This window comes from Enterococcus sp. AZ095a, assembly GCF_050546735.1.
Classification (GTDB): domain Bacteria; phylum Bacillota; class Bacilli; order Lactobacillales; family Enterococcaceae; genus Enterococcus_D; species Enterococcus_D entomosocium.
In genome coordinates, this window is the sequence record NZ_CP172953.1 from 2,392,133 (window position 1) to 2,406,304 (window position 14,172).

Sequence of the window (14,172 nt, forward strand, 5' to 3'; positions counted from 1 at the left end):
GGTGAAACACTCCTTTTTGTAATGGTTGAGGTTAGTCTTCTTCGTTGATTGGCTGCTTCATCGTACCAACGGCGGCAACTGCGCGTTTCGTTTTATAAAACAATTTGTATAAAACAAGGACGACGACTGGGATCAGTCCGCATAAGATGTAGATCTGCGAGTAATCAAACAGACCGTGCAAGCTTCCTAATGCATAGGGACCTACGCCTAAGCCGAGGTCCAGTCCGATGAAATAGGTGGAGAGCGCTACGCCGACACGGTGAGGATCGACCTCTTTTAGACAAACGGCTTGGCCATTCGACATGAAGGTGCCATAGCCCAAGCCGACAAAGCAACCCGCAAGCAACAACATCCAGCTGTTGCCGGTAATACTCAATAGGAAAAGACCAAGGGTCAAGAAAAGAAAGCTAGGATACATGACCGCATCTGCGCCATGGCGGTCAAATAGTTTGCCAGTCATTGGTCGTGTGAAGGTCACGGAAAGTGCATAGACGATGAAGAAAAAAGCACCGGCCGTTTCTAACCCAAGGTCACTGGCGTAGATCGACAAGAAGCCGAGAACACTGGAGTAAGCCAACCCGATCAAAAAGGCAATCCCGGAAATGAAAAAGACTTTTGGTTCGACAAAACTTTTGATGGACCATTTTTTTAGTTGTGCTCTGTGTTCTTCTGTTAATGGGATGTTTTTGACTGGAAACCAGAAACACGCGATGGCTGTTGCGATTGATAAGATGGTTGCTAACCAAATAATGAAATCAAAGCCGACGGTCGGTAATAATAGCATGCCAATAAAAGGCCCGACTGCCGCTGCTAAACTGGTACTTAATCCATAGTAATTGATCCCTTCGCCATGTTTGGAAGCTGGGATATATGCTGTGACGATCGCATTAGCCGCAGTTGAGACAGCACCATAAGCAAAGCCATTGAAAAAGCGCACAGTATCTAAAATATAAATGTTGACTGAGACCAAATAAGCAGCGGTGGTAATGACATAAAACAATATCCCCCAGCGCAAAACAGCTTTACGACCAACTAATTCTAAAATTTTTCCAACATACAAGCGAGCGATCAAGGTCCCGATAATGTAGATCCCCGCTGCCAAGCCAGCTTGTGCGGTGGATGCCCCTAACTCCTGAGTGGCAAATTTCGCAGTGATGACGACAAAACAATAATACACGAGAAAGACGATAAAATTGATCAAGGTAATCGTGATAAACCCTTTGTTCCATAGTTTTTCATTTTTGGTTGACGGCGTCGAGCTGACGACTCCTTCTTGATTGGTTTCCCTGTCTGACATGTTTCTTCCATTCCTCCTGTTTGTGCTGTGATGCGTTTTACTATACCGAAACTTCCTCTACTTGAAATGCGCTTTTGCTGTTAAAAAAGAGCATTAACAAGAAACATTAACATTTGTTATTGCTTTTTCACTAGAAATGTCTTTTAATGAAGCTTGAATAGAGGATATTTCATCTTTTTTTTAGAAAATGTTGGGTTGGCATCAAGTGAAGGAGTAACGCGGGTGGAAAAACAGATATTACGTGATTATTTAGAAAAACAAGCAATACCGATCGTTATCCGTAAGAAAAAGAGTTACTTGACGTATGAGGGGATCCCGGATCGGTACGTCTATATTTTAAAAAAAGGCATCATCAAAACTAGCGTAGTGACCCATGAAGGGCGCGAATTCAACTTGCGCTATTTGACGGATTTCGAGATCGTCTCTTTGTTTAAAGACGAATCCTCTCAAGAAGTCGAAGCCCCTTTTAATGTGCGGGTTGAATCAGAAGAAGCCGAATTATACAAAATCGTGCGGGATCAATTTTGGGCAGATGTCAATCGTGACCGTCTGCTACAGGATTATGTCAAAGAGTATTATCGGAGAAACTTGATGGATACGATGAAAAAGATGCAGCAAATGCTGATGAACGGCAAATTTGGTGCTGTCTGTACCCAAATCAATGAGCTCTATGAAACTTTTGGGGTTCAAACAACAGAGGGCGTCTTGATCGACTTTGAAGTCACCAATGAAGAGATCGCTCGCTTTTGCGGCATTACCTCTGCCAGCAGTGTCAATCGAATGATGCAAAAATTACGAGAATCTGGTGCTCTAAAGAGTGTCGATCGCAAACTATTAGTGACCGATATCGACTTTATTCGGGAGAATATTATTTATTGATCAAAAAAGACTTTGTACGCCTTTTGGTTTCAGGCACACAAAGTCTTTTTTTCGATTAAATAAACGTCACCGTTTCCGTCACTTCGATCGTTGGATCTAACGATTGGATCACGGGGCAATTTGGTGAAACGAGTTTTAGGCAACGGGTCGCTTTGTCATGATCAGCTTCGGCGATTTTCGCATAAAACTGAATGTGGATAGCACTGACTGGTTGGGCTTTTTTGTTGTCGTCTCGGTCATAGCTGACTTCGATCTTTTCGATTTCTGCTTCAACCTTTGAATTCTCTAAGACAGATGCGTATACATAGCCGCCGCAAGCAGCTACCGCACTCACAAGCATTTGGACTGGCGAATAGCCTTTTTCCCGTGCTAACACCCAATTGCCAGTTGGGGTCGTCATTTCAAATTTGTCGCTTCCTTGATGGATCGTCAATGTTTCTACTGTCATCGTTTTTCTCTCCTCACAAAATGATCTGGTTCAGCTTCGACCCATTCATACAATGGTGTCAAAGTAATCGTGCTTTGAATTTCCGTTTGTTCCATCGCACCTCTTGCTAACACAGGATCAGCGATCGGAGCTGCTGCTAATAATTTCTTCGTGTAAGGATGCAGCGGATTTTCAAACAAGCGATCGGTAGGTGCCAATTCAACTAATTTTCCTTGATACATGACGGCTGTTCGATCACTGATATGACGAATCACGGACAAGTCATGGGAAATGAATAAATAAGACAATGAAAACTCTTTTTGTAGACGCAGCAGCAATTGGATAATCTGAGCCTGAATGGAGACATCTAATGCCGAAGTCGGTTCATCACACAAGACGAACGCCGGGCGATTGACCACCGCACGAGCGATACCGATCCGTTGCCGTTGTCCGCCGCTGAAACTGCGAGGCAGTTTATGGACGTCATCACCGGTGATCCCGACGATCGCTAAGATTTCTTTGGCTTTCGCTCGAGCAGCATTTTTCGTTTCATGATACAACGGCTCCATCACCAGTTCAAGTGCTGTCATACGGGGATTCAATGATGAATACGGATCTTGGAAAATGATCTGCATTTGCTGATACGCTGCTTTGCGATCTTCTGCCGTCAATGCTGTTATCTCTTTGCCTTCAAAGAAAATCTCCCCGCTTGTTAAGGTCTCTAAATTTAAAATACTGCGTCCTAAAGTGGTTTTCCCACTCCCAGATTCCCCCACTAGCCCCAATGTCTCGCCCCGATGGATCGTTAGGCTGACATCTTCGACCGCTCGGACTTCACTGACAGTGCCGCGCCAGTTTTTACTGCGAAAGATTTTCGTCGCATGTTCTACGCGAATCAGTTCTTCCATTATTCTGTCACCTCCTGATTGCGCCAGACGCGATGTGTCTTAGATAGTTGCGTTTCTTGCAGTTCATCTGCCAATGTCTCATGATAGTCAAAGACTTTTAATTCGGCATGCTTGTCGCCTAAATGGGCCGCCTGCAATAATTGTTTCGTATAAGGATGTTCCGGCTGATAAAAAATTTCTTCCGTGGTTCCTTCTTCCACGACTCGGCCTTGATACATCACTTTAATAAAGTCGCACATTCCTGCAACGACCCCAAAGTCATGGGTCACAAGGACGACGGAAAGCTGGTTCTCTCTTTGCAGGTTTTTGATCAATGCCAAAATCTGTGCTTGGATCGTCACATCTAAAGCCGTTGTCGGTTCATCTGCGATCAGCAATTTCGGTTGCGCCAACAAAGCCATGGCAATCATCACCCGCTGACGCATCCCCCCAGATAGCTCATGAGGATATTGTTTCATGCGTTGTGCTGGAAAAGGTATGCCGACTTTTTCTAACTCTTTGACGGCGATTTCTTGTGCTGCTTTTTTCGATACTTTTTGTGAGCGGCGAATCACTTCGATCAAATGATAGCCAATCGTGCGCAAAGGATTTAACGAAGTCATCGGGTCTTGAAAAATCATGGCGATCGGTAATGTTCGACGATCGGTAACTGCTGCTCCTTCAAATGTATAACTGGTATAGTGATCGGTCACTTTATCAGGCAAAAGATCCATGACGCTTTTCATGGTCATACTTTTGCCGCTGCCAGATTCGCCAACGATCCCAACGACTTTGCCCTTAGGAATTACCAGATCAAGATTTTTTACTAACGGTTTCGGACCGGTTTTGCTTTGAAATGTCACATTCAACGCTTCGATCGCTAATAACTCTGTCTTCATCGGTCACACCTCTCTCTGCAAGACATGTTTGATCATGTCGCCGATATTGTTAAAGGAATAGATGGTGAAAATAACAAAGAGCCCTGGAAGAATCGCCATGTATGGTGCCCGCTGCAAGCTGTTTTGCGCGTTTTGCAACAGACTGCCCCACGAAGCCATCGGTTGCTGTATTCCTAAGCCTAGAAAACTCAAAGCCGATTCGGTCATGATCGCTCCTGAAATACTTGCAGATGCCGCAACGATCAAGGTAGGAAGCACTGCTGGGAAAACATGCTTCACGATAATACTAAATGAAGAACGTCCGATAAATTTCCCGTAAGCGACATATTCCCGTTCTTTCGCCGCTAACGTTTCACCACGAATCAAACGAGCGATGTTCATCCAGGAGAAGCCGCCGATCACAATAATAATCGTGGTTAGTCCGGGACGTAAAAAGACGCTCAAAACGATCACTAACACCAACCAAGGAATCGATGACAATACATCGACGAGCCGCATCAGCAGGTTGTCGATCCAACCGCCAAAGTAGCCAGAAACAAGACCGACAAGAGTCCCAATAAACGTCGCTGTGATCATTGCCAAAACACCTACAAACAATGATACCCGACCGCCGTAGACGACCCGAATAAAGTAATCTCGCCCCACTTCATCGGTTCCAAATAAATGAGACCAACTCGGCGGCTGTGACATGTTGCTGACATCCGTTGTATTAGGATCGATGGGGATCAAAGGTGCAACAAGCGACAAAATAATCAATAACGTCAGGAAAACGACAGAAAAGGTATAGATGGGCGAAGCAAGCATGACTTCACTGATTTTTTTGAAACGTTTCATTACTTACTCCCTCCTTTACGGATACGTGGATCAACCACGGAGTATAATACATCCGCTAACAAATTCCCTAAGATGACCAGTGTTGCTGACAACAGCATGATGGCCATGATCACAGGATAATCGAGGCTTTTCGTCGCACTCATCAAGTAAGGGCCGACGCCCGGCCAGCCGTAGATCGTTTCTGTAATGATCGCACCGGTAACTAACATCGGCAACGCCAAGCCGATTTGGGTGACAACAGGAATCAAAATATTTCGACTAATATGACGGCTGAAAATCTGCCATTTGCTGGCATGAAATGCCCGTTGCACCATCACGTAGTCTTCTGAAACTTGTTGTGTCGCTGATGCGCGGATATACCGCGTCAAATCTGGAAAGAAGGCGACTGTCAATGTGGTATAAGGCAAAATAAAATGCTGCAGAAAATCGCCAAAATCCCCTTCTTTACCGACCGTATACATGCCAATGATTGGAAACATATTTAATAAGTAACCAAATACATAAATCAAGATCATCGCAAACCAGAAGGTCGGCACAGCGATCCCTAGAGATGCCACAGCGTCAATGATTCGATCCCAAATTTTTCCTTTGTTGGCAGCAGCCAACAGGCCCAAAATGATGGCCAACAACAAGGCAGTCAAATAAGCGGGGATGACTAAGCGCATGGTATTGGGAATCCGAGTCGCAAGTTCTTGCGAAATACTACTTTGAGACACCAAAGAAAAGCCAAGATTACCGGTAAGAATATTTCTGATCCAAAGAAAATATTGAACCAGAAAGGGTTGATCCAAGCCATAGCGCTGCCGCAAAAGATCGATTTGCTCTTGCGACATATTGGGTGTCGTGATGGAGTCGATCACATCATACGGTGCGATATGTATAAGTGAAAAAACGATAAAAGAGATCACAAACAGCAAAGGGATTGCTTGCAATACTCGTTTTGCAATGTATCGAAACATAACTGACCTACTTTCTTTTTCATAGAAAAAAGCTGTGATAAAAAAGATTCCTCTTTATCACAGCCAATGGATTTACTTGATTGTCAATTTAGACATATCTTCGAATGTATAGATTGGGATCAAACCTGCATCTTCTACATTACCAATTCGGTTATTGACCGCTAGGATTTTCTTGTTGTCAACGATTGGGTAAATGATCGCTTCGTCAGCAATGGCCTTTTGCAAATCATCATACAATGCTTCACGTTTGTCCGTGTCTAATTCAACTGCTGCTTGGGCAAACAAATTGTCAATGGTTTCGCTATTGCTTTGGAAGTAGTTGGCACTACCCCCAGTTTCAAATAGACTGCCGTATAAGTCAGGGTCATTTCCCATGATATACCCGCCAAGGAATAAGTTGTACTTCGTTGAATCAGGTTTCTTCAACTCGGTAAAGATCGCTGTACCATCGCCACCTTCAAGTGTAACCGTTATGCCTGCTTGTTGCAATTGTTGTTGGATCAACGTAGCTTGGATCGTTTGGGCTGGATCGGTTGAGTTGAAAGCCAAATTCAATGACAAATCAGTCACACCAGCTTCTTGTAAAAGTTCTTTTGCTTTTTCAGCATTCGTCTCATATTTTTCAACATCATCAGTGACGTATGGGTTGTTCGGTGGCAAGAATGAATATGGTGTTGCATAATACTCTTCATCTAAATATGCTGCTTGATTTAATTCATCTTTGTTCAACGCATAGAGAACTGCTTGTCGAACTTTCACATCTTGCAAAGCATCTGAGTGAGTGTTCAAGCCTAGATAACCAACACGGTTTTCAGTATAAGGATAAACAGAGATCTGCTCATCATCTAAGTCTTCAATATCTGAAGGCAAGACAACGGCTGCATCCACTTCCCCTTTTTGCAAAGCGACTTTCGCAGTATCGGTACTTTCGATGATGCGCAACGTCACATTTTGAATCGAAGGCTTGCCGCCATAATAGTTTTCATTGGCTTCAAAAGTAAAGTACTCACCACGTTTGTATTCTTTCAGTTGATACGGACCAGTGCCGACTGGTTTTTCAGGCAGTTCACTGACAGAGAAGTCGGTAACATCTTTAAAGATATGCTCGGGAATGATGTATGTTTCGGTTGCAATATTGCTGATCGCTGCCGCACTCGGTGTCGGCAACACGAATTTGACGGTGTATTCATCCACTTTTTCGATCGCGATTGGTTGGTCGTCGACCCAAAGGGAATCGGCATTGCCATTTTCTTTTTTGACTTTTTGTTCATATGTGAAAACAACGTCATCGGCGGTAAAGTCTTCGCCATCTGACCATTTCACATCTTGTTTCAAATGTACTGTCAATGAAAGGCCATCTTCAGCTGGTTCCACTGATTCTGCCAACGCATTTTGTGTTGTTCCGTCTGCTTCCACTGTAACTAGTGGAGAATAGATCATGTTTGTCACTGTCAATCCCCAACGATCACTGGTGTTGATCGGGTTAGTGGACGATGGGTCCCCGCTGATCGCATAAGTGAATGTTGAATCATCCCCAGCTCCAGCTGCACTACTGGTTGACGTTTCTTCTGTATTTGATCCACCGCAGGCTGCTAGAACAAATCCTAGTCCAACGACGGCAACACTTGCTAAACCTTTTTTCCAATTTATCATTTTTCCATCCTACTTCCTGTTCCTATATAGTAATAGTCGTTTTTAACTTTCTATTCCCATACAGGTATACTAGATTTCTTTGTTACTTCCTCGATGATTGCTTTTACTTCATCGGTCTGATAATATCGAACGACCGTTTGGTAAACGTCATTGTCTGCTTCGTCTGCTCGCGCAGCGATCACATTATAATAAGGCTTGGAGGAATCAGCCACAGGTTCTAAGAAAATCGCATCTTCTGTAGGAACCAAACCAGCATCGACGGCCATGCCATTATTGATCAAAGAAATGTCGACATCGGTCATTGCCCGAGCAGTTTGATTGGAGTCAAGTAGCTCAAATTTCAGGGCTTTGGGATTGTCAATGACATCACTGGTTGTTGGCAGTAAACCTTTTGATTCATCCAAAGTGATCAAACCGGCGGTCTGTAAGAGTAATAGTGCACGGCTCTCATTTGAGACATCATTGGGTAAAGCCACCGTAGCACCATCTGCCAATTCGTTGACATCGGTGATTTTATCGGAATAAATACCAAGTGGGTTTAATGTCGTATAGGCAATCGTCGTGTTGGAATAACCACTTTCTTCGTTGACATTGTCCATAAAAATCTCCGTCAATGCTGCGTGAAGGTCAATTGAGCCATCCTCAAGCGCCACGATTGGCTGACGATAATCGGTGAATTTCACCAATTGCAAGTCGATATTTTCGTTTTCCTTCAATTCTTCCTGCACATGTTCCCAGGCTTCGTTTTGCTCACCCACGACACCCAATTTGACAACGGTGGATTCCTCATCTGCTTGACTGCTGCCGCAAGCGGCGAAGCTGAACAATGCCAGCAATCCAAGAGCCCCTGTTGCCAATCCCTTTACTACGTTTCTTTTCATCCCTTTTTCCCCTTTTGTTCCCTCCTCAGATCAATCGTCCCGTTTTCTTGACGTATTGCTCAACTAGACCAATTTCACCTCTGTTTCTCAAAACAAATTGTTTTTTCAAAGGAGAAATGGCAAATGCCTGTTGCCGTCAACCGAAAACATCGGACTCACTATTCATATGTAGTGTAACTTTATCCTATACAACTAAAACTGTCAATAAAATTACTCTACAAAAGTAAGTTTTTAACTAGCTGATCTGTGGTCGGGTTATTTGAATATCTTCAGTGCATTTTCTAAGTCATCGATCAAATCTTTACTACTTTCGATCCCAATGGAGATCCGTAAAAGATCCGGCGTCAACCCATAAGATTCTCGTACCTCTTGAGGAATATCCGCGTGGGTCTGTGTCGTTGGATACGTGATGAGACTTTCCACACCACCTAGGCTTTCCGCAAAGGTAAAGACCTGTAATGCTGCTAAAAAGCCGCTGATTTTGGTTTCATCAAGCACCCGAATACTGATCATCGCGCCGGCGTTCGGATAAAGCACCTCTTTGATCGCCGGATGGGCTCGTAAAAAGCGGCCGACTTCCTTGGCGTTGGCTTCCTGCCGTTCAAAGCGCAATGGCAGCGTCTTTAAACTACGAATAAATAACCACGTATCAAAGCTGCTCAAGGTAGGGCCAGAAGTATTGGCTAAATAGTTCAAACGCTCCCCCAGCTGCGCATCTTTTGCGATGACGACGCCTGCCAAAATATCATTGTGACCAGATAAGAACTTGGTACCTGAATGGATCACTAGATCCGCGCCATCTTCTAAGGGCAACTGCCGTAAGGGCGTCAAAAAGGTATTATCTACGATCAATAGCGCCCCCTGCTCGTGAGCAAGCTTGGCGGTTTCAGCAATATCCGTCACGGTCATCAAAGGATTCGTCGGGGTCTCTAAGAAGACAGCCGTTACCTCGTCAGTTAATTTTTCACTTAATTCGGCTAAAGTACTGAAGGTATCGAAAAAGGCTCGCTTGCTATTTTCCAGTTCCGCAAAATAGCGAAAGCTACCGCCGTACAAGTCACGAGAAACCAAAAAGCGGCTGCCGCTGGCAAATAAATCAAAAATCAAAGCGATCGCACTCATGCCAGAGCTGGTCACTACTGCCCGAGCCCCTTTTTCTAATTCGGCAAGGCCTGCTTCTAAAATATCCCGGGTCGGATTTTTGGTCCTAGTATAATCATAGCCGGTACTTTGCCCCAATTCAGGATGTGCAAAGGTCGTGGAAAGATAAATTGGCGGGCTGATCGCCCCGGTTTGCTGATCCGAATGATTGCCTAATTGGGCGAGAAAAGTTGCTGTATCAATGGTCATGTCGTTCCTCCTTTTTGATTGCCTCAATCAAACGATCAAGGGCTTTTTGAATGATCGTTGGTGTTGTCGCAAGATTCAGACGAATCATGCCCTGACCGTCTTGTGAAAACCATTCCCCATAGTCGACTGCCAGACCGGCAGTATCTTGGATCACGTGCTTGGTTCGTTCTTTGGCGATGACTTGCCGCAGATCGACCCAGAGAAGATAGGTTCCTTCTAATGGCAGGAGCTCAATTTTGGGAAATGCTTCTTGCAGTTGCTGGCGGACCATTTGTTCATTGGCAGCAATCACCAAAAGCAGGTCATCTAGCCATTGATCCCCCGATTCATACGCGGCTTTCGCAGCCACCAATCCCAAACGATTGACTTCCGTCTGCTTGTATTGTCGGCACCAAGCCTGATAGGCTCTGCGCATCTCTAAATCAGGAATCCAAACATGAGAGAGTAACAATCCTGCTAAGTTGAAGGTTTTTGAGGGCGAATCCAGAACGATCAGCTTCTCAAAGCCGAACCCCTGTGCCACTGTCACGGCTGAAACAAATTGCTGCTCACCGAGTATCAGTTCACGATGGATCTCGTCGGCGATCACGACAACCTCATGTTTTTGGCAAATGGCCAATAACTGATGCAGTTCTTTCTCTTGCCAGACCCGCCCTACTGGATTGTGGGGGGAGCAGAGAATAAATAGTTTCACTTTTTCTTCAATGATTTTGCCTTCAAAAGTAGCAAAATCGATTTGATAAGAATTCCCCACCTTTTGCAAGGGTGCTTCTATTAAGCGCCTTTTCGTCTCTTTGATGCTGTCAAAAAAGGGATAATAGACGGGCGGCTGGATCAAGATGCCATCGTCTCGTTCTGTGAAACAATGAAGCAAATCAACCAAAGATTGGACGACCCCTGTGGAAAACGAGAGCCATTTTTCTTCGAATTTCGTCCCCCAGTGGCGATCTTGCCAAGCTTGATAGGCTAAAAAATAGCCTGAGGGGGGAATCGCATAGCCAAAGGTTCCTTGAGCAACCAGTTGCTGCAAGGCTTCTTCCACTGCCTTTGGCGCCGCAAAATCCATATCAGCTACCCATAAAGGCAAAAGCTTTTCTCCTTGGAACCGTTGATCCACAAGATCCCATTTTAAAGAATTGGTGCCTTTTCGCTGCCTGGCATAGTGGGAGAGAAAATGCTCAATCGTCATTGATACTCACCCGACCTTCTGGCTCACTGCCAATTCGGTAGCCTTCTTTCGTCGGCGTGACGGACAGGTCATACGGCGTTCGCAAATAGGTTTCATTGATCCAATTGCTGAAAAACAAAGAGGCATGTCCCCGCCAACGATTGGTGATTTTTCCCCCTAAGCGGTCATAAGCAAAGTAATTTTTGGGCAACGCGGTATCTAAGCCCCGTTCCATGTCTCGCAAGTACTCTTCATTCAGGGTCGTTGTGTGGTATTCAAAATGTCCTAGCAAGAAGGCATTTTTATGATCTTCTGATACGAAGATGGAAGGCCCTGTTTCAACGCCCGCTGCCAATATTTCTAAAGGCGCTTGGGCCAGCTGGACATCATCGATGCCAGTATAGCGCGAATGCGGTGTATAAAAGACGTCGTCAAAGCCCCGAACCAGTGGATGAAAATGCGTGACTGTTTGTTCGAAGACACCGAACAATTTGCTTTGGTACAACACTTTGTCGATACCGTAATGGTAATAAAGCCCCGCTTGTGCCCCCCAGCAAATATGTAGGACTGAAGTGCAATTCGTCTGACTCCAATCCATGATTTCTTGTAGTTCTTGCCAATAGTCAATGGCTTCGAATGCCATTTTTTCAACTGGGGCTCCGGTGATGATCAAGCCATCGAATCGTTGCGGCTGGATCACTGAAAATTCTTGATAAAACTTTTCCATGTGATCGACAGAGGTGTTTTTGCTTTCGTGGTATTTCATTTTTAGTAAAGTCACCTCAATTTGCAGTGGACTTTGGGAAAGTAAACGCAACAACTGATTTTCTGTAGCGATCTTTTTCGGCATCAAATTGACGATCGCGATTTTCAAGGGACGGATCTCTTGCTTCGCCGCTTTATGCTGCAGTAAGGCAAAGACATTTTCTTTTTGCAGGACCGCTGCAGCGGGTAATTCTTTGGGAATAATGATTGGCATTGCTTCAACCCCTTACAGATAAATTTCTTGTCGAAGAGAAAGCGAACAGTTTCGGCTGTGAAAAACAAAAAAAGCCGCCCTTTTATCCTTATGGATAAAAGGGACGACTTGATGCGCGTTACCACCCTAATTCGTGCTATTCTCACAAATAACACCTCAACAGTACACTATGATACTTGGCGCTGTAACGGGCGCATGCCGTTTTGCTGGCGTGAACCAACAAAAAAACTCAGAGCTCATCTTCACTGATCACCGCATGTCTCCTTTTTCACCAACCGGAGTCTCTGTACCTTTGTTGATCTGCTACTCTTCTCTTCAACGTTATCGAATTCTTTGTTTAATTTTAAAAAATTATAATTGTTTTTTCATTTACTGTCAACGGCAAGTTGAGACTTTTTCTTAGATTTCTTCTAAATATAAGTATTGCTGACCCATTTTTTCATAGATCGCTGCTAAGTCTTCTTTGCTGACTTCGCGATCCTTATGCCCATAAGGGTCGTTGACATACATCGTATCACCATCGATGCCAGTGATCACTACCGAATGGATCAATGCAGTCACAAGGATTTCGCCATTTTGGGTATTCCATTGAAAGAAATCAGCATCGGTAGGTACTTGTAATTCTAACGTCGCGATCATCCAAACTGGTTTCCCAGATTGCAGGACTTTGACGATCTCATCAAAACTTTTGTCTCGTCCACTAACGACTTCATATTGCTCTTTTACAATACTTTCGGCGACATCAGTGATCGGTTCTACGTCAACACCCATCGCGCTATCGCCGCCATAGATGTTTCCAACAAAGCCTTCTCGCGGATCTCCATGGTGATTATAATCCTCATAAAGTGGGACATACACTAATTCTTCTGCCAATTGATTTTTATTGGTATCAAATCCGTAAAAATTCAAGAGCATCGATAAAGCCGTTACTTCACAACCATTTCCTAACGTAACTTCATCGAATTGATTTTCTAACGGAACGTCCAATTGAATAACGTCACTGTATTCAGGCTCTGGTGTTTGTTCTTCATCCGAAAGTGCTAGTGTCAATTCATCCTCTATCTTTTCAAAGGGGGACTGCCCATTCTTACTGTCATAAAAAATCAGCAGAAAGAAGAGCATCAAGACGAACATACCTAAAAGTAACCGTTTTAACTTTTTCTTCTTCATCTACTTCCTCCTCTTTTATATTATAACTTATTTCTGTTTATTATTTCACTATAATAAACGTTTTAAGAGGGAGTATTTTCTTAATCTAAACACAAAAAAATAGACCCGTTTACGCAGCGGGTCTATTCAAACTGGCGCTTATGCCGCTTTCTTCTGTTTCTGAATAAAGCGTCCTTTTGCTTTTGAAAACGAACGAATATCAAATTGTTTGCTTAAGGCACCTGCAACAAAATAAGCCAAATTGAAATCGATCAAGCTATGGATCAAGCCACCGATCCCCATCAAAACGAACAAGAAATAGTAGAAATTGCCATCGAATGCTGTCCCTGGTACATTTCCTGTGAAGTAAAAGGCGGCAACGACTGCCATTTCAACGGCAGAATGAATCAATCCGATAATCAAGTTAAAGCTCTGAAATTTGATATTCAATAAAGAGGGTTTGCCATTTTTCAGTAAAATATCTGGGTGCTTCTGTAAATAAAAGGCACCGATGACTGCAAAAACAACATGGGACAATGCCCGTAATGCAATGATTGGTGGTAGTGTTAAGAAAAAGCCAAAGGTCGTTCCTAAAGCTACAGCGATCGCCATCGCTGGTGAAAAGAACATCGCCACAAATACGGGAACATGGCTAGCCAAGGTAAAAGATGCAGGTCCGATGACGATTTTGGGCATTACCATGGGAATGACGATCCCCATGCCTATTAACAATGCAGCGATCGTTAAATGGCGGATGGAATGATTTTTCATTTATACTCTCTCCTTAAATGTGTCATGACAGTTCTGTCT

General features: G+C 44.0%; 14 protein-coding genes. 1 reads left to right on the plus strand and 13 read right to left on the minus strand.

The genetic code is table 11. The features are described from left to right. Positions 1–31 precede the first annotated feature (31 nt). Entirely contained in the window at positions 32–1,297 is a 1,266-nt protein-coding gene (locus IGJ26_RS11035; protein ID WP_194199515.1) for an MFS transporter, read from the minus strand. 222 nt (positions 1,298–1,519) lie between these two features. Between IGJ26_RS11035 and IGJ26_RS11040 the strand changes: the two genes are divergently transcribed. Beyond that, positions 1,520–2,176: a Crp/Fnr family transcriptional regulator gene (locus tag IGJ26_RS11040; RefSeq protein ID WP_034872302.1), complete on the plus strand. Its 657-nt coding sequence runs from the start codon at positions 1,520–1,522 to the stop codon at positions 2,174–2,176. A gap of 55 nt (positions 2,177–2,231) precedes the next feature. Here the strand turns inward: IGJ26_RS11040 and IGJ26_RS11045 are convergent, their stop codons facing one another. The 12 genes from IGJ26_RS11045 to IGJ26_RS11100 all read right to left on the minus strand — a co-directional run bounded on the left by IGJ26_RS11045 (position 2,232) and on the right by IGJ26_RS11100 (position 14,133). Continuing rightward, positions 2,232–2,624: an OsmC family protein gene (locus tag IGJ26_RS11045; protein WP_194199514.1), complete on the minus strand. Its 393-nt coding sequence runs from the start codon at positions 2,622–2,624 to the stop codon at positions 2,232–2,234. Then, positions 2,621–3,511 (minus strand): ATP-binding cassette domain-containing protein, encoded by an 891-nt coding sequence (locus IGJ26_RS11050; RefSeq protein ID WP_194199513.1) that lies wholly within the window; start codon positions 3,509–3,511, stop codon positions 2,621–2,623. Before IGJ26_RS11050 ends, IGJ26_RS11045 begins: the two co-directional genes overlap by 4 nt. After that, positions 3,511–4,389 carry an ABC transporter ATP-binding protein gene (locus IGJ26_RS11055; RefSeq protein ID WP_005234835.1) on the minus strand — a complete coding sequence of 293 codons (879 nt, stop codon included), beginning with the start codon at positions 4,387–4,389 and terminating at the stop codon, positions 3,511–3,513. The genes IGJ26_RS11050 and IGJ26_RS11055 overlap by 1 nt, the downstream gene beginning before the upstream one ends. A 3-nt stretch (positions 4,390–4,392) precedes the next feature. Beyond that, positions 4,393–5,223, minus strand: coding sequence for an ABC transporter permease (locus IGJ26_RS11060; RefSeq protein ID WP_016613556.1), 831 nt, complete (start codon positions 5,221–5,223; stop codon positions 4,393–4,395). Beyond that, complete coding sequence (locus IGJ26_RS11065; protein ID WP_005234830.1) at positions 5,223–6,182, minus strand: ABC transporter permease; 960 nt, start codon at positions 6,180–6,182, stop codon at positions 5,223–5,225. The genes IGJ26_RS11060 and IGJ26_RS11065 overlap by 1 nt, the downstream gene beginning before the upstream one ends. A 72-nt stretch (positions 6,183–6,254) precedes the next feature. Continuing rightward, positions 6,255–7,835 carry an ABC transporter substrate-binding protein gene (locus tag IGJ26_RS11070; protein WP_016613557.1) on the minus strand — a complete coding sequence of 527 codons (1,581 nt, stop codon included), beginning with the start codon at positions 7,833–7,835 and terminating at the stop codon, positions 6,255–6,257. 50 nt (positions 7,836–7,885) lie between these two features. Then, entirely contained in the window at positions 7,886–8,716 is an 831-nt protein-coding gene (locus IGJ26_RS11075; RefSeq protein ID WP_086296999.1) for a MetQ/NlpA family ABC transporter substrate-binding protein, read from the minus strand. Positions 8,717–8,971: 255 nt separating this feature from the next. Then, on the minus strand, positions 8,972–10,066 hold the full coding sequence (locus IGJ26_RS11080; protein WP_086297017.1) for an aminotransferase class I/II-fold pyridoxal phosphate-dependent enzyme: 1,095 nt from the start codon (positions 10,064–10,066) through the stop codon (positions 8,972–8,974). Further along, the gene (locus IGJ26_RS11085) at positions 10,056–11,255 is read right to left on the minus strand and encodes a PatB family C-S lyase (protein ID WP_194199512.1); all 1,200 of its coding nucleotides are present in this window, start codon (positions 11,253–11,255) and stop codon (positions 10,056–10,058) included. The genes IGJ26_RS11080 and IGJ26_RS11085 overlap by 11 nt, the downstream gene beginning before the upstream one ends. After that, on the minus strand, positions 11,245–12,213 hold the full coding sequence (locus tag IGJ26_RS11090; RefSeq protein ID WP_008378918.1) for a homoserine O-succinyltransferase: 969 nt from the start codon (positions 12,211–12,213) through the stop codon (positions 11,245–11,247). Before IGJ26_RS11090 ends, IGJ26_RS11085 begins: the two co-directional genes overlap by 11 nt. A 399-nt stretch (positions 12,214–12,612) precedes the next feature. Then, positions 12,613–13,383, minus strand: coding sequence for a C39 family peptidase (locus IGJ26_RS11095; RefSeq protein WP_016613561.1), 771 nt, complete (start codon positions 13,381–13,383; stop codon positions 12,613–12,615). A gap of 138 nt (positions 13,384–13,521) precedes the next feature. Further along, positions 13,522–14,133 carry a hypothetical protein gene (locus IGJ26_RS11100; protein WP_005225537.1) on the minus strand — a complete coding sequence of 204 codons (612 nt, stop codon included), beginning with the start codon at positions 14,131–14,133 and terminating at the stop codon, positions 13,522–13,524. Positions 14,134–14,172: the final 39 nt, after the last annotated feature.